This window comes from Xenorhabdus sp. IM139775 (assembly GCF_028598745.1).
GTDB lineage: Bacteria > Pseudomonadota > Gammaproteobacteria > Enterobacterales > Enterobacteriaceae > Xenorhabdus.
In genome coordinates, this window is record NZ_JAQRFK010000001.1 from 53,727 (window position 1) to 70,542 (window position 16,816).

At 45.8% G+C, this 16,816-nt stretch carries 16 protein-coding genes; 9 read left to right on the forward strand and 7 right to left on the reverse strand.

From position 1 onward, the window contains the following. The first annotated feature begins 358 nt into the window (after window positions 1–358). The 4 genes from anmK (at window position 359) to pdxY (ending at window position 4,803) form a co-directional block, all read left to right on the forward strand. Window positions 359–1,468, forward strand: coding sequence for an anhydro-N-acetylmuramic acid kinase (gene anmK, locus PSI17_RS00245; RefSeq protein ID WP_273550013.1), 1,110 nt, complete (start codon window positions 359–361; stop codon window positions 1,466–1,468). Window positions 1,469–1,571: 103 nt separating this feature from the next. Continuing rightward, window positions 1,572–2,225 carry a pyridoxamine 5'-phosphate oxidase gene (gene pdxH, locus PSI17_RS00250; protein WP_273550014.1) on the forward strand — a complete coding sequence of 218 codons (654 nt, stop codon included), beginning with the start codon at window positions 1,572–1,574 and terminating at the stop codon, window positions 2,223–2,225. 212 nt (window positions 2,226–2,437) lie between these two features. Further along, a complete protein-coding gene (gene tyrS / locus PSI17_RS00255) occupies window positions 2,438–3,709 on the forward strand; it encodes a tyrosine--tRNA ligase (protein ID WP_273550015.1) in 1,272 nt (423 codons plus the stop codon). Between the two features lie 215 nt (window positions 3,710–3,924). Then, a complete protein-coding gene (gene pdxY / locus PSI17_RS00260) occupies window positions 3,925–4,803 on the forward strand; it encodes a pyridoxal kinase PdxY (protein WP_273550016.1) in 879 nt (292 codons plus the stop codon). A gap of 98 nt (window positions 4,804–4,901) precedes the next feature. Here pdxY and fabI read toward each other — a convergent pair whose 3' ends face one another. From fabI to pspF, 7 genes are all read right to left on the reverse strand, one after another. Further along, window positions 4,902–5,690, reverse strand: coding sequence for an enoyl-ACP reductase FabI (fabI, locus tag PSI17_RS00265; RefSeq protein WP_273550017.1), 789 nt, complete (start codon window positions 5,688–5,690; stop codon window positions 4,902–4,904). Between the two features lie 207 nt (window positions 5,691–5,897). Then, the gene (gene sapF, locus PSI17_RS00270) at window positions 5,898–6,707 is read right to left on the reverse strand and encodes a putrescine export ABC transporter ATP-binding protein SapF (RefSeq protein WP_273550018.1); all 810 of its coding nucleotides are present in this window, start codon (window positions 6,705–6,707) and stop codon (window positions 5,898–5,900) included. Beyond that, window positions 6,708–7,700: a putrescine export ABC transporter ATP-binding protein SapD gene (gene sapD, locus PSI17_RS00275; protein WP_273550019.1), complete on the reverse strand. Its 993-nt coding sequence runs from the start codon at window positions 7,698–7,700 to the stop codon at window positions 6,708–6,710. It abuts the gene before it with no gap. After that, window positions 7,700–8,587 (reverse strand): putrescine export ABC transporter permease SapC, encoded by an 888-nt coding sequence (gene sapC / locus PSI17_RS00280; protein WP_273550020.1) that lies wholly within the window; start codon window positions 8,585–8,587, stop codon window positions 7,700–7,702. Before sapC ends, sapD begins: the two co-directional genes overlap by 1 nt. Further along, window positions 8,574–9,539 (reverse strand): putrescine export ABC transporter permease SapB, encoded by a 966-nt coding sequence (sapB, locus tag PSI17_RS00285; protein WP_273550021.1) that lies wholly within the window; start codon window positions 9,537–9,539, stop codon window positions 8,574–8,576. Before sapB ends, sapC begins: the two co-directional genes overlap by 14 nt. Beyond that, window positions 9,536–11,275, reverse strand: a complete 1,740-nt coding sequence (gene sapA / locus PSI17_RS00290; protein ID WP_273550022.1) for an ABC transporter substrate-binding protein SapA — start codon at window positions 11,273–11,275, stop codon at window positions 9,536–9,538. The genes sapB and sapA overlap by 4 nt, the downstream gene beginning before the upstream one ends. A gap of 298 nt (window positions 11,276–11,573) precedes the next feature. Continuing rightward, the gene (gene pspF / locus PSI17_RS00295) at window positions 11,574–12,605 is read right to left on the reverse strand and encodes a phage shock protein operon transcriptional activator (protein WP_273550023.1); all 1,032 of its coding nucleotides are present in this window, start codon (window positions 12,603–12,605) and stop codon (window positions 11,574–11,576) included. Between the two features lie 215 nt (window positions 12,606–12,820). Here pspF and pspA point away from each other — a divergent pair, with 215 nt between their 5' ends. From pspA to PSI17_RS00320, 5 genes are all read left to right on the forward strand, one after another. Beyond that, complete coding sequence (gene pspA / locus PSI17_RS00300; protein ID WP_273550024.1) at window positions 12,821–13,492, forward strand: phage shock protein PspA; 672 nt, start codon at window positions 12,821–12,823, stop codon at window positions 13,490–13,492. 32 nt (window positions 13,493–13,524) lie between these two features. Further along, the gene (gene pspB / locus PSI17_RS00305; RefSeq protein WP_273550025.1) at window positions 13,525–13,752 is read left to right on the forward strand and encodes an envelope stress response membrane protein PspB; all 228 of its coding nucleotides are present in this window, start codon (window positions 13,525–13,527) and stop codon (window positions 13,750–13,752) included. Then, window positions 13,752–14,114 carry an envelope stress response membrane protein PspC gene (gene pspC, locus PSI17_RS00310; protein ID WP_273550026.1) on the forward strand — a complete coding sequence of 121 codons (363 nt, stop codon included), beginning with the start codon at window positions 13,752–13,754 and terminating at the stop codon, window positions 14,112–14,114. Before pspB ends, pspC begins: the two co-directional genes overlap by 1 nt. A 129-nt stretch (window positions 14,115–14,243) precedes the next feature. Next, complete coding sequence (locus PSI17_RS00315) at window positions 14,244–15,641, forward strand: YcjX family protein (RefSeq protein ID WP_273550027.1); 1,398 nt, start codon at window positions 14,244–14,246, stop codon at window positions 15,639–15,641. Then, entirely contained in the window at window positions 15,638–16,717 is a 1,080-nt protein-coding gene (locus PSI17_RS00320; protein WP_273550028.1) for a YcjF family protein, read from the forward strand. Before PSI17_RS00315 ends, PSI17_RS00320 begins: the two co-directional genes overlap by 4 nt. Window positions 16,718–16,816 lie beyond the last annotated feature (99 nt).

The window sequence follows — 16,816 nt, forward strand, 5'->3', positions numbered from 1 at the left end:
CTCCTAATTTTAATGCCCGATAGGGAAGCTTGGTAATAAACTGATAACCAAGCGTTCGGCTACTCTTGTCAGCAGCAGATACTAAAACACCCTTGTCAGCAGCAGAATTCATCAATTTGTCGGCCACTAATGGTGTATCTCTACATAATATAATAAATGCTTACAATAAACTCTGGAAGGAATAATTCCTGACCAAAAGCTTAGCATGTTTTGTGAAGAGCTTTCCAAAACTCAGATTTTATCTCTAATAATGTTGATTAAACATATATAGTCCGAATAGATGTGCTTTATAGTTTACGCAAGATTGAATGTCATCCACAGGTTAAATGTAATCCATTATTTTAATAGGGGAATGTTTATGAAGTCAGGACGCTATATTGGTGTGATGTCTGGCACCAGCATGGATGGGGTTGATGTTATTTTGGCGGAGATGAGTGATAAAGCTGTGACTCAACAAGTCAGCTATAGCCATCCTTTTCCGCAAGATCTTAAGCAAAAATTACTTTCCATTTGTCAGGGGCAGCAGACGACATTATCAATGGTCGGGAGACTTGACTATGAGCTTGGTACTCTCTTTGCAGAAGCTGTTCAAGGTTTATTGAATAAAGCAGGGGTGACTGCAAATGCTATTACAGCAATCGGGTGTCATGGGCAGACTGTCTGGCATGAGCCGGATGGTGAAAAGCCGTTTACCATGCAGATTGGTGACAATAACCGTGTAGCCGCACTGACTAACATTACAACCGTTGGTGACTTTAGACGGCGTGATATGGCTTATGGTGGTCAGGGAGCGCCTTTGGTGCCAGCATTCCATATGGCGGTATTGGGTCATCCGACTGAAAGGCGGGTCATTTTAAACATTGGTGGAATAGCCAATATCTCAGCACTTCTGCCTAATTCTGCGGTTAAAGGTTATGATACCGGGCCGGGCAACATGTTGATGGATGCCTGGACATGGCGGCATAAACAGTTACCTTACGACAAAGATGCGCTGTGGGCCAGCGAAGGTATGGTCAATGAACCTTTGCTGCAAACCCTGCTTTCTGACCCCTATTTTGCACGTACTGCACCGAAGAGTACCGGGCGTGAATACTTTAATATGGCATGGTTGGAAAAACAGTTGGCTGATTTTCCTGATGTTACCCCCGTGGATGTGCAAGCAACATTGGCTGAATTAACGGCTGTAAGCATTGCTCAACAAGTTGTGCTGAGTGGTGGATGTGACCGTCTTCTGGTATGCGGCGGCGGGGCGTGTAATCCACTCGTGATGAATCGGTTATCGGTTTTATTGCCGGATGCGGAAGTGGCGACGACAGACAAATATGGTTTGAGTGGTGATGATATGGAAGCATTGGCATTTGCTTGGCTGGCATTCAGAACCCTGTCAGGATTGTCTGGTAACTTGCCATCCGTCACTGGTGCGGATAGAGAAACGATTTTAGGGGCAATTTACCCGGTTGTAGGATAATCGGTTGAATCATAGTCGGTTAACAGATAATCCTTATTAGAAGACAGTTAGCTAGCAGATAACAATGATATGCTAATACTCATTAATAAATCGAGAGTTAGAAATGTCAGAAGATAATGAAATGGCTATCGCAGAACTGCGCCGCGAATATATACGTGGTGGGTTAAGGCGAAAAGATCTTACCGAAGAGCCCATTGAACTTTTTGAGCATTGGTTAAAACAGGCTTGTGAAGCGAAGCTCATTGATCCGACGGCAATGTGCATTGCGACCGTGGATGAACAAGGGCAACCTTATCAGCGCATTGTTCTGTTAAAACATTTTGATGCGCATAACTTGGTATTCTATACCAACCTTGGTAGTCGTAAGGCAAAACATCTGGCCCAGAATAATCGGATCAGTCTCCACTTCCCTTGGTATCAATTGGAACGGCAGGTCAGTTTTCTCGGCAAAGCGGAACGTCTGTCCCCGATTGAGGTTATGAAATATTTTCATAGTCGTCCGAGGGATAGCCAAATTGCAGCGTGGGCGTCTCAGCAATCCTCGAAAATTTCTGCCAGAGGCATCTTGGAAGGGAAATTTTTGGAGTTGAAACAGAAATTCCAGAACGGTGAAGTCCCTCTCCCCAGCTTTTGGGGAGGATTTAAGGTCGAATTTGATTCAGTCGAATTCTGGCAGGGGGGGGCTCATCGTCTTCATGATCGTTTTTTGTATCAGCGTGAAGGCGATAAGTGGCATGTTGACCGTTTGGCTCCTTAAACAGTCGATCAGGCCGTGAGTTGCAAAGTGAAGGAATAATTACTGTTTTTAATACTGGCACTTATATTACGGGCGTTTTATGCTATAGCACTTGATTTATAACGAGACGCTTATATACCCAATAGATTTCAAGTGGCGGCGTATAACAAAGCAGCAACGTGAAAGCAGGGTATAGATATATAGGTAAAGTATACAAACCGATGGAGTCATTAATGTCTAGCAATAACCTGATTAAACAACTGCAAGAGCGGGGCCTTGTTGCCCAGGTAACGGATGAAGGGGCGTTAGCTGAGAGACTGGCGCAAGGTCCGGTTTCTCTCTATTGTGGCTTCGATCCTACCGCTGACAGCTTGCATTTGGGCCATCTGGTTCCCTTGCTGTGTTTAAAACGATTCCAACTTGCTGGGCACAAGCCTATTGTGTTGGTCGGTGGGGCGACAGGTTTGATTGGTGATCCCAGCTTTAAAGCAACTGAACGCAAATTAAACACAGAAAATACGGTCAAAGAGTGGGTTGAGAAAATTCGTAATCAGGTTTCCCCGTTCCTGAGTTTTGAGGGTAAAAATGGTGCAGAGTTAGCCAATAACTACGACTGGTTTGGCCAAATGGATGTACTGGCTTTCTTGCGTGATATCGGTAAGCACTTCTCCGTAAACCAGATGATCAACAAAGAAGCGGTGAAACAGCGCCTTAACCGTGATGATGTTGGTATTTCGTACACCGAATTTTCTTATAACCTATTGCAGTCTTATGACTTTGCAAACTTGAACGAAAAATATGGTGTTGAATTACAAATTGGTGGTTCAGACCAATGGGGCAACATTACTTCCGGTATCGATTTGACTCGTCGCTTACACCAAAAACAAGTGTTTGGTATGACGGTGCCACTGATCACCAAATCAGACGGAACGAAATTCGGCAAAACAGAAGGTGGAGCCGTTTGGTTAGATCCGAAAAGAACCAGTCCATACAAATTTTACCAGTTCTGGATTAACACGGCAGATGCGGATGTTTACCGTTTCCTGAAATTCTTTACTTTCATGGACATTGAAGAGATTAATGCACTGGAAGAAGAAGATAAGCACAGCGGTAAAGCGCCACGTGCCCAATATGTACTGGCGGAACAAGTGACTGGTATGGTGCATGGTGAAGAAGGTCTTGCCGCCGCGAAGCGTATCACTGAGAGTTTGTTCTCCGGGGCCATTGCTGATCTGACTGAAGATGATTTTGCTCAATTGGCACAAGATGGCATGCCGGCCATTGAACTTGAAAAAGAGGCTGACCTGCAACAAGCACTGGTCGCAGCCGAATTTGTCCCTTCCCGTGGGCAGGCCCGTACCATGATTAGTTCTAATGCGGTTTCCATCAACGGTGAAAAACAATCCGAACCTATGTATGTATTTGCCGAGCGTGATCGTTTGTTTGGGCGTTATAGTTTGTTACGCCGTGGCAAAAAACATTATTGCCTTATCAATTGGAAATAACTAATTAATATATTATTAAGGGCAACAATCATGTTGCCCTTAATGTATCTGGCATCTTGATAAACAAATAGGTTTTCATAATAGTGATCCACTCAAATTATGAAGATTCCTTATTCTTTGCGTTGCGAGGAGTGAGGAGTAAAGAAGTGATCGACCATTTTGGAAGGCTATTTATTATCTATTCATAAATCAAAAATAATAAACTAGGCCTTATCATGAACAATGTTCTTTCAATTCAGTCTCATGTTGTTTTTGGTCATGCAGGAAACAGTGCGGCTGTTTTTCCGATGCGTCGTATGGGGGTGAACGTATGGGCATTAAATACGGTGCAATTTTCAAACCATACCCAATATCCCCAATGGCGTGGCTGTGTGATGCCGCCGGAACATTTGACTGAAATCGTGCAGGGAATTGGTGAAATTAATAAACTGGCCTCCTGTCATGCAGTCTTGAGTGGTTATATTGGTTCTGCGGAGCAGGGGAATGTTATCCTTGATATCGTGAAGCAGGTTAAAAAAGCTAACCCTGATGCGTGGTATTTTTGTGACCCTGTCATGGGGCATCCAGAAAAAGGATGTATCGTTGCCCCCGGGGTTGCTGAATTCTTCTGTGAAAAAGCATTACCTGACAGTGATATTATTGCCCCTAATTTGTTGGAACTTGAAACACTGACTATGCGGAAAATTGGCAATGTAGAACAAGCGATATCCGCCGCTCGTGAGTTATGTGAAAAAGGTCCTAAGATTGTATTGGTTAAGCATTTAAGCCGTGCAGGTTATCAGGCAGATTGTTTTGAAATGCTTTTGGTGACGAAAGAACATAGTTGGCACGTTAGTCGCCCTTTAATTGATACGGGAGCACGTCAGCCAGTTGGTGTTGGTGACTTAACCAGTGGTTTGTTCCTCGTTAATCTGTTGAAAAGCCCGTCTTTGACAAATGAAGCATTGCAAGCGGCGTTAGAACATGTCGCAGCCGCAGTCTACGAAGTGATGTTGGAAACACAAAAGAGTGAGGAATATGAATTACAGATTGTTGCGGCGCAGGATAGGATGGTCACTCCAGAACATCAATTTCATGCAGTAAAAATAGACTGATACTGAAAATTGTCCGTGAAATGATGCTTCCGGCCTATAGCGATAAGTCCCAACCATAATTTATGGGTGGGACTCTCTTTAATATATCGGTGAGTTATTTATTTTAACTCTAACTCATTCATGGCAGCGATGCTGAAACCACCATCAACATGCAGGATCTCACCAGAAACACCCCCGGCCAGATCTGAACACAAGAAGGCAGCCGCATTACCGACATCTTCTGTTGTCACAGTGCGGCGGATCGGTGTCACTGCTTCACAGTGTGCCAGCATCTTCCGGAAATCTTTGATACCAGAAGCCGCCAGAGTACGGATTGGGCCAGCAGAGATACCATTAACGCGAACCCCTTCAGCACCCATGGCATTGGCCATATAACGCACATTTGCTTCCAGGGAGGCTTTCGCCAGACCCATGACGTTATAGTTAGGAATTGCACGTTCTGCACCCAGGTAGCTTAAGGTGAGAAGGGCGGAACCCGGATTCAGCATATTACGGCAGACTTTCGCCATGGCAACGAAGCTATACGCACTGATGTCATGTGCAATTTTGAAGCCTTCACGGCTGACAGCATTAACATAATCACCATCAAGCTGATCCGCCGGTGCATAACCGATAGAGTGAACAAAACCATCGAATTTAGGCCAGACTTTACCGAGTTCAACGAACAATGCGTCGATACTTTCATCTTCGGCCACGTCACATGGCAAAACGATGCTTGAATTCAGGGATGCAGCGAATTCTTCGACACGAGGTTTCAACTTGTCATTTTGGTAGGTAAAAGCCAGCTCTGCTCCTTGATCGTGCATTGCCTTGGCAATTCCATAAGCGATAGACAGTTTGCTGGCGACGCCAGTAATGAGAATGCGCTTGCCGGTCATGAAACCCATAGCAGTATCCTTAATTGTTCTTTGTGATCAAAATTGTTCTTTGTGACCAAACACCAAAAGTCATGGGGACATAGCAACAACAAATATCTCACCATGACTGCGGTATTTATGATGAATAAACGGGGACGATTCTACCACGCCGGAGGCAAATAGGGTTAGTTTCCCATGCTGTTCCGATCAGTGATTAAAATACATCCAATGAAAACATTAGGTGATATCTTGTCGCCATGCTTCGGCAGACAGGGCTTCACCAAAATGGCTGGCTATCAATTTGCGTGTAATATCATGCAGCGGAGAAGCCAGAACTTCCGCCGTATTACCACGTTCGACAACTTCCCCTTGGTGCATCACCAGCACTTGATCGCTGATATGTTTCATCATGCCGAGATGTTGGGTGACATAGATATATGAAATACCGTGTTTTTCCTGTAATTCCAGCATCAAGTTAATGATTTGGGAACGCATCGACATATCAAGGGAGGCCAAGGCCTCATCTGCAACGATGATTTGTGGTTGCAATATTAACGCCCGTGCCAACGCCACACGCTGTTTCTGCCCTGATGCGAGCATATGTGGATAATAATTGGCATGATCTGGCAATAAACCCACTTGACGCAATGTTTGGTTGATACGTTTTTCCCGTTCGGTGGGGGATAGATCTGTATTCAAGATTAACGGCATATCCAGGATTTGACCAATGCGCTGACGAGGATTCAGTGAGGTACTGGGGTCCTGAAAAATCATGCGAATGCGCTGGCTGCGATAGCGGTAATCCCCGTAAGACAGCTTATGGTCATTAATCAAAATTTCACCTGAAGTCGGCTCAATCACCCCCGATAACATTCTCGCTAATGTAGATTTACCGGAGCCATTTGCACCAAGGATAGCCAGTGTTTTTTTCGGTTGCAGGGTAAAACTCACGGGTTTTACGGCGTCAAGCTGATGACGGCGGAATAACCCCGTTTGATAGCGAAATGTTTTCGTCAGGTTTTTCACTTCCAGTAATGTCTCAACCACTTACGGTTCCTCTATATTCAAAGGGAAATGGCAGGCAAATGTATGGTTCTTAATCACCCGTAATCGTGGGGTTGCAATACAGGTTTTCTGTGCATAAGGACAGCGTGGCCCCAAGCGGCAACCTACCGGCAGATGTTCCAGTGATGGAATAGCACCGGGCAGCGTATTTAGCCTGCTTTTGTGCGGTAACGGACTACCAAAATCAGGAATTGAACGGATCAGCGCTTGCGTATAGGGATGGTAAGGTTTCACCAGCAGCTCATCGGGGGTGGCACTTTCCACTGTTTGACCGCAATACAGCACATTGATGCGTTTGACCAGTTTACTCATCATTTGCAGGTCATGACTGATTAACAGGATAGTCATGTTGTTATTCTGATTCAGGCTCGACAGTAACCGGAAGATTTGTGCCTGTGTCGTGGGTTCCATGGCATTGGTCGGCTCATCAGCAATCAACAATCGTGGTTGGTTGGCCAGTGCAATGGCAATCATCACTTTTTGACATTCACCTTCTGTTAATTCATAAGGGTAACTGCGCATAATGTCATTGTGATCTTTAATACCAACGCGGTGCAATAACTCAATTGCTCGGCGTTTTCGCCAGTTAATTCTCTGCCACCAACGGCCCTTATACGTCCATCCGGGAATAGATTGAATAATCTGTTTACCCACATTTTCTGAGGGATCGAGACATGACTGCGGCTCCTGAAAAATCATTGAAATATTGTGACCAATCACCTTACGGCGCTGCCGCGGTGTCAGGCGCAATAAATCAATATCGTTAAAACGAAAACGATCAGCGGTTACCTTGAGGTTTTCTTTTGCAACACCACAAATCGCCTTGGCAATCAGACTTTTACCTGATCCTGATTCGCCAGCCAAACCGAGTATTTCACCTTCTGTCAGTGAAATGCTCATTCGGTCAACCGCCTTGACGGGACCTTCTGCTGTCATAAATTCAATCGTGAGGTTTCGAATATCAAGCAATGGCATTATTCGACTCCTGCGTTAATCGCGCGGTGAAGGCCGTCACCCAGTAAGTTAACCAACAGGACACTGAGCATAATGGCTGCGCCGGGCAACATCACAGTCCAAGGGGCGGCATAGATCAATTCTAATGAATCTCCCAACATTGCTCCCCATTCGGGAGAGGGCAACTGCGCCCCAAGATTGAGAAATCCCAGCGCAGCAATATCAAGGATCGCGATGGAGAGAGCACGGGTTAACTCACTCACTATCACCGCAGTGATATTGGGAAAAACGGCGTAGCGTAAAATATGGTAGTTTGATGCGCCATCCAGGCGTGCGGCGGTAATGTACTCTTTATCCAGTTCATCATGCACCGCAGTATAAACAGTACGCACTATTCTTGGCATCAATGCCAGCGAAATGGCAATCATGGCATGATGTAGGCTGGCGCCGACAAAAGCAATGACAACAATCGCCAGCAGCAATGAAGGAATAGAGAGCAAGGTATCAAGGACATGGTTCAGCATTGCCGACCTTAATCCATGAGTCATTCCGGCCAGGCTACCGATGATTAATCCTGCAATGGTTGCTGATGCAGTGGCAACCAATGCACCGCCAAATGTGGATGATGTGCCAATCAATAACCGGCTGAAAATATCACGGCCGAGATCGTCAGTGCCAAGGAAAAAGGCGACATTGCCGTGATACGACCATGAAGGTGGCATAAGTTGAGCCATAAGGTGTTGATCAAGCGGATATGGGGCCAGATAATCCCCTAACAGGCTCAGTGCAATTAAAATTAATACCCCATAAAAGCCCGTTATTGCCAATATATCAGCATAGAAAAATCGCCAGATCACTCTCAATGGCGACGGCATTTTCTTTTCCCGGTAAAAATTATCTAAAGGCATACCATTCCTTATGCTTCAGGGGATTAGCCATTGCTCCAATAATATCTGTCAGAATATTCACTGAAATAACCAATGTTCCTATTACCATGACGCCCGCAGAGATTGCGGAATAATCCTGCTGGCGGATAGCATTGATGAGCCAAAGTCCTAAACCCGGCCAGTTAAAAACTTGTTCTGTCACCATGGCTAATGTGAGCATGGTTGAAAATTGTAATCCCAACTTAGGAATGATAGGCGGCAAGGCATTATGCAATAAGTGACGGCGGATGATAGTTAGCCGTGATAAACCCCGCGTTGCTGCTGACTTAATGTAATTTGCGCCTGAAACTTCCTCCGTACTATTACGCATCAAACGGATAACCTCAGTGGTCGGGGCGACGGCCAGCGTAATAACAGGCAGGATCATATGCAGAATAACGCTCATGATCATTTCATTGCGATAAGGCGACTTTGACAGCCAAGCATCAATCAGTGCGAAACCGGTGACAGGCTCCATCCGATAGAGCAAATCAAACCGTCCCGAAACAGGCAGCCAGCCTAAATAAAGTGAAAAAAGCAGGGTCAGCAACAAAGCCAGCCAGAAAACCGGAATGGAAAAACCACACAAGGCAAATGTGCTGATAATAATATCGACTTTTTTGTTGCGCCAGACACCCGCAATAATCCCAAGCGGGATACCGATTAACAACGCGATGGAAAAAGAGAGAACACAAAGCTCCATGGTGGCAGGAAGAACCGCATACAGTTGTTCAATAATGCGCTCCCCATTAATTCTGGAAATACCAAAATCCCATTGGAGCAAGCTATGGAAATAGTAGACATAGGCATCTGACAGCGACGCGCCACTCAACGTACCATGAGGGGTGAAATACATAAGGCTGAAACTGATTAATGAAAGAAAAAACAGCGTCACAACCAGAAGCAGCAAACGACGTAAGATATAAATAATCATTTGCTTCCCTTTTTATGTTCATCGGAAATAGGCGGTTCCTGTTCACGGTAGACCCGGTCAAAGGCGCTATTGCCAAACGGGCTGAGTACCAATCCCTTAATATTGTAACGCGAGATTTGCAAACGCATCGCATAAGCCAGTGGCAATACGGGTAATTGTTGCGCGAGAATTCCTTGTGCAACATGATAATTCTTGATGCGTGAAGCAAGTTGTTGACTTAACAAGGCTTGATGCAGAGCATCATCAAAAGCCGGATAACACCAGCGGCTTAGATTCGTTTGCGACGCAATGGCGGCACAACTCAATAATGGACGGAAAAAACTATCCGGATCATTGCTGTCTGTAGACCAGCCTGCCAGCGTCATATCGTGAGTCTTATCCATCAATTGGCTCTCCTGAAAACGGCCTTCGACCGGGCGGATAGCAATCTTAATACCAATTTGTGCTAAATCTGCCTGAATCAGTTCTGCCATTTTCAGGGGGCTTGGATTATAAGCTTGTGAAGCCGTTGGCACCCATAACGTTAATTCCAATCCACTTAATCCCAGATTTTTTAAGATCTTGCGGGATTTTTCAGGATTGTATTCAGTGATTTCAGCACGATTATCATACGCCCATGATGCACGAGGCAAAATAGAGGCCGCTGTTTCTGCCGTGCCATAGTAAATGGACTTCATCAGGCGTTGGTTATTGATGGCGTAAGCAATGGCTTGACGAACGGCTAACTGATCCAACGGTGGCTTACTGGTATTGAACGCAAGATAGGCGATATTCATGCCTGAACGTAATGTCTGACGCAGATTGGGATCATCATGCAAAATGTTCCACTGATTAGCATCGGGATAAGCCAATACATCGCACTCCCCCGTGAGCAATTTTGAGATCCTGCCTGTGCTGCCTGCGCCCGTATCGATAATCACTTGTTCCATGCGTGGCTTGCCTTTCCAATAGTGATCATGGCGGACAAGGCGGATAAATTGGTCCAGTTGGTAATTTTCCAGCATAAAGGGACCTGTTCCGACCGGTTTCCAATCTATTTGTTCCTGTCGATTCATTCGCTGCAATTTTTGCGCATATTCCTGAGACAAGATCGGGGCATAGTGGGTTGCCAGATGCCAGAGAAAAGAGGCATCAGGGGCATTGAGGCGAAACTCGACAGTATATTTGTCAATTTTCCGAATATCCTTGACCGAATCACCAAATTGCAGACTATCAAAATAGGGATAGTAACCACCATTAACATCATGATAGTCATGTGTTTTATCGAAGACGCGGCGAAAGCTGAAAACGACATCATCTGCGTTCATCGTGCGCCTTGGGGTAAACCAAGCGGTTGATTGAAAAGCAACATTATGGCGCAGGTAAAAGCGATAGGTCGCCCCATTGTCCCGAACTTCCCAATCCGTAGCCAGTTCAGGTGCCAGACGATAGGTCAGGGGGTCAACCCCCAGCAGGCGATTATAAATTTGTGCAGCAAGCGTATCCACGGCCAAGCCGCTGATCGCCATTTGGGGATTAAACGTACTCAAATTGCCATTAACGCAATAGATAAAGCTGTTCTGCCGTAAGTCCGCTGAAATATGAGACAGGCTTTCTGAGGGGAGGGGTGGCCTCAATTCTGGGAGCGTTTTAGTAGATTCTGGGATGGGTTCCGCAAGCGTTTCTGGAATAGCATTCTTGGCCGCCAGAGCCGGAACGGAAATCAATAATATGATCCAGTAAATCAAATAGCGCATATAAAATGTCAGTCATAAAAGAGAGTTTGGCCATTGTAACTTAATTGACGCTTTTTGCTAAAAACAACGGTCAGATCACGAGAGTGAGAAATATTCTCAATAAAGTGCTTTACAAAAATAACTGAGAAGCATTATCATTCTCATGTGCTTTCGGAGAGACACCTTGTAACATGTCATCTCAGGAAGGGCACGACATTGCTCACATTGCTTCCAGTATTTTTATTAGCCGGCTCGGGTGCCGGCTACTTTTTTTTATCTCTCCGCCTATATCGCGTTCGCTTGCCTGAACGACCTCTCTTTAGTTGTTGTTAACATTAATATGGTGTTTTTTGACTAATCCGCGTAACTGGTGGTAAGTCAAATTAAGTTTGTCAGCCGCTCTTTTCTGATTAAATTGACTTTCTGTCAAGGCCCGTATGATCAAACGCTTTTCGCTATCGTCTTGCCACTGCCTTAAATCGAGCGGTAATTGGGGAAGGGAATAGGGGATAGTTTCGTTATCAGTGGAGGGTGGGACAGATGGCTGTAATGGGGAAAACGGGTTGATAATGATCGTATTTAATTTATTTTCACGGTGATTAGGTTGATCAATATCATTTAGATCAATAACATGCCGATAAATGGAACGTTCGATAACATTCTTTAATTCACGGACATTGCCGGGCCAGGGATAGGAAAGTAACTGTTGTTTGGCCTTGTCAGTAAACCCGGGGAAAAAGGGCAGGTTCAACTCACGACACATCTGAATCGCAAAATTCTGCGCCAGTAACATAATATCCGGTTGCCGCTGGCGCAATGGTGGAATGTGAACCACGTCGAACGCCAGCCTGTCGAGCAAATCAGCCCTGAATTTCCCGTTGGCAGCCATCGCCGGCAAATCTTCGTTGGTTGCACAGATCAAACGTACATCAACTTGTAATGATTGAGTACCGCCGACACGCTCCAAATGACCATATTCAATGACACGCAGTAGTTTCTCCTGCACTTGCATGGGCGCCGTAGCGAGTTCGTCAAGAAACAAGGTTCCGCCATCAGCCCGTTCAAAGCGCCCCTGATGTTTTGAACGGGCGCCGGTAAATGCCCCGGCTTCATGACCAAACAGTTCGGAATCAAGCAGATTCTCATTGAGTGCTGCACAGTTCAGCGAAATAAAAGGGCCTTGCCAACGCGGGGAAAGATAATGTAAGCGACGGGCAATTAACTCTTTGCCTGTTCCCCGCTCTCCCAGTACTAAAACCGGTTTATTCAGCTTTGCCAATGCGGAGACTTGTTCCAAAATTTCAATAAAACAGTTTGCTTCACCTAATAGGTTATCAATAAACTGAGACATGGTATTTTTCGCCAAAAGTTGGTTGATTTAACCAAATTAGCTGATTGGAAGAAAAAAGCAAATAAAAATTATTTAAGTAATTCAATTGGATAAGTAAAATAAAAAAGTTGGCATGTATCTTGTATTTAATTATGCGTCTTACCGTGCACCTTGTATTCGTTCTGACAATACACCGGCATAACATACATACATTCTAATGAAAGAGGTTTATGACTATGGGTATTTTTTCTCGTTTTGCTGATATCGTGAACGCTAACATCTCCTCTCTGCTGGATAAGGCAGAAGATCCACAAAAAATGATCCGTTTGATGATTCAGGAAATGGAAGACACGCTGGTGGAAATCCGCTCGACTTCCGCCCGCACGCTGGCAGAGCAAAAGCAGCTTTTTCGCCGTATCAGTATCGGGGAAAGCCAGATCGATGGCTGGCAAGAAAAGGCTGAGCTGGCACTGGGCAAGGGTAAAGAAGAGCTGGCGCGTGCTGCGTTGATTGAAAAACAAAAAGTCAGTAGCTTAGTTGAAACACTCACACACGAGCTATCGATTCTGGATGAAACGCTGGAACGCATTAAAGGCGAAGTGACTGAGCTGGAAAATAAATTGACAGAAGCGCGTGCAAGGCAACAATCATTGACACTGCGCCATCAGGCGGCGGCATCTTCGCGTCAAGTCCGCCGTCAGTTGGATAGCGGCAAAATCGATGAAGCCATGGCACGTTTCGAACAGTTTGAGCGCCGGATAGACCACATGGAAGCAGAAGCGGAATCGTTTGGGTTAGGTAAACAGAAATCACTCGAACAGCAATTTGTCGAATTGAAAGCCGATGATGAAATCAATGCACAACTTGCGGCCTTGAAAGCTAAAATGAGTAGCAAAGATCCACAATGATGACAAATGTCATACATCACTAAGGAAAGATAATGGGCTATATATTTCTTGGTATCCCGCTGATCATTTTTGTGCTTTTTGTCTTGCCCATCTGGTTGTGGTTGCATTACAGCAACCACAACAGCAATCGAGGCCAGTTAGGGAGCAGTGAAGTTCAGCGTTTGGAACAACTGACAGAGAACGCCAGGCGTATGCAGGAACGGATCAAAACGTTAGAAGATATTCTTGACGCAGAGCATCCCAATTGGAGACAGTCATAATGTCAAATCAATATCGCCGGAAATTTTACCGTCTGCCAGAGCAGGGGGTGGTTAAAGGAGTCTGTGCCGGGCTGGCAGACTATTTTAACGTACCCGCTCCGCTGATTCGTACTATCACGGTATTATCACTATTCTTTGGGTTATTTGGCATAACGGTATTGGCTTATATTATCCTGACCTTTGTCATGGATCCCGCACCTGCGGGATATTTGGCAGGGGAAAAAAATAGCGGGCTATCAGCACAGGGTATGTTGGATGAAGTAGACGACCAATTGAAAGCGAACGAAGCGCGCCTGCGTCAAATGGAACGCTATATTACGTCAGAGACTTACAATGTGCGCAGCCGCTTCCGCCAACTCTGAAGACAGGCGACCAGAATAGAAAAATAGGGTATCTGACCAGTAACAGCGGAAATGCGGAAATAATGTCAAATTTTACCGATGTTACTGGCCGGATAAAACGGATCCACGGTATTCCCATTTAGGAGCAACATGAAACGGTTGCAAAACGAACTAACCGCGCTCGTTAATCGTGGAATGGACCGTCATTTGCGACTGGCGGTAACCGGATTAAGTCGCAGTGGAAAAACCGCATTTATCACTTCTTTGGTGAACCAACTCCTGCATGTTCACAGTGGTGCCAGATTGCCCCTGTTTTCTGCCGTGCGCGATGGGCGCTTACTGGGGGTGAAACGTGTGCCGCAGCGCGATTTTGGGGTGCCTCGTTTTGCCTATGATGAAAACATGGCAGAATTACATGATACTCCCCCTCACTGGCCAACGCCGACACGTGGCGTGAGTGAAATACGCCTGGCACTGCGTTATCGTTCAGAAGATGCCTTATTTCGTTACCTCAAAGAAACGTCCACCCTTTATCTGGAAATTGTCGATTATCCGGGCGAATGGTTATTGGATTTATCCATGCTGGAACAAAATTATCTGGCGTGGTCACGGCATATGCTGGGATTACTGAAAGGGGAAAGGGCTAATTGGGCAAAACCGTGGTTAGCGTTATGCCAGCAATGTGACCCATTGGCACCTGCCGATGAAAATTTACTGGCCAAAATCGCTCAGGCTTACACCGATTACCTGCATCAGTGTAAGCAACAGGGATTGCACTTTATTCAACCCGGCCGTTTTATTTTACCGGGGGATCTGGCGGGCGCCCCGGCGTTGCAATTTTTCCCGTGGCCGGACATTGACAAAATCGGGGAGCCGCAATTAGCAAAAGCGGACAAACACACCAACATAGGGATGTTGCGTGACCGCTTTGCTTATTACTGTGATCAGATCGTCAAGGGGTTCTATAAAGAGTATTTTCTTCGTTTTGATCGGCAAATTGTGCTGGTGGATTGTTTACAACCCTTGAATAGTGGCCCGCAAGCCTTCAATGACATGCGGCTTGCATTGACCCAACTTATGCAGAGTTTTCATTATGGCAAACGAACGTTGTTTCGTCGTTTATTCTCGCCCTGCATCGATAAATTAATGTTTGCTGCCAGCAAAGCGGATCATATTACGGCAGATCAACATGCCAATCTTGTTTCACTTTTACAGCAATTGGTACAGGAAGCGTGGCAAAATGCGGCATTTGAAGGGATCAGCATGGATTGTGTGGGACTGGCATCTGTTCAGGCAACAGAGAACGGCATGGTTATCCACCAAGGGGAGAAAATCCCTGCCATCAAGGGCAATCGCCTGTCGGATGATAAATTACTGACGTTTTTTCCGGGAGATGTACCACAGCGCTTGCCAAATCGTGAATTCTGGCAAAAACAAGGGTTTAATTTCGAATCATTCCGGCCAAGACAAATCAATGCAGATACACCGTTACCCCATATTCGCATGGATAGTGCAATGGAATTTTTATTGGGAGACAAATTAACATGACCGGCCCCCTGAAACCGAGAATGGATTTTGACGATCGGGTATCAACATCGTCACCGCCACCACTGAAACCAAAACAAGAATTCACTGAGCAGGAAAAAGCGTTCTATCCGGCCATGCCAGAGCTGGACGCGGAAGAGAGAGAAGGTGAATTTGAAGGTGCAGTGAATGCCGCTTTAAAACCGAAACGCAGTTTTTGGCGAAAAGTTTTTTCCGGTGCGGTGTTGCTATTGGGCGTGAGTGTTGTTGCCCAGTGTGTTCATTGGATATATCAAGCATGGCAGCAACAGGATTGGATCGCACTGGGAATGACGGCGGCAGGCAGCATGATTGTTTTTGCGGGCATCGGCAGCGTGATGAGGGAATGGCGACGCCTTTACCAGTTGCGCCAGCGTACAGAAGAGCGAGATGTTGCGAAAACGCTATTGCAAAGTCATGGCATCGGCAAGGGAAAACAATTTTGTGAAAAATTGGCAGGGCAAGCGGGTATTGAGCAACAACACCCGGCATTACAGCGTTGGCAGGCGGCAGTACATGAAACCCACAATGATCGTGAAATTGTCATGCTGTACAGTCAATTAGTGCAGCCTGTCTTGGACAGGCAGGCGAAAAAAGAGATCAGCCGTTCTGCGGCGGAATCGGCTTTAATGATCGCTGTCAGCCCCTTGGCGATCGTGGACATGGCCTTTATTGCATGGAGAAATATTCGACTGATTAATCGCATTGCCGCACTTTATGGCATTGAATTAGGCTATTTCAGCCGTATTCGCTTATTTCGCTTAGTCCTGCTGAATATTGCCTTTGCCGGGGCATCGGAATTAGTGAGAGAAGTGGGGATGGACTGGTTGTCACAGGATATTGCGGCGCGCCTTTCTGCACGTGCTGCACAGGGGATCGGTGCCGGGTTGCTGACGGCGCGTTTGGGCATCAAGGCCATGGAGTTGTGCCGGCCGTTGCCGTGGATTGAGGGAGATAAGCCGAAATTAGGGGATTTTCGCCACCAGTTGCTCGCTCAACTCAAAAGTACGTTACCCGTGAAAAACAAAAGCCCAGCCAAAGCCCCGGATAACAGCAAGTAACCAACTCACGATAACTGTTATCCCAGCTTGACATCTTACTTTTTTGTAAACTTTTGCTGACAAGGGCTTCATCTATTGCAGCTTAGCGGGTAACATTTC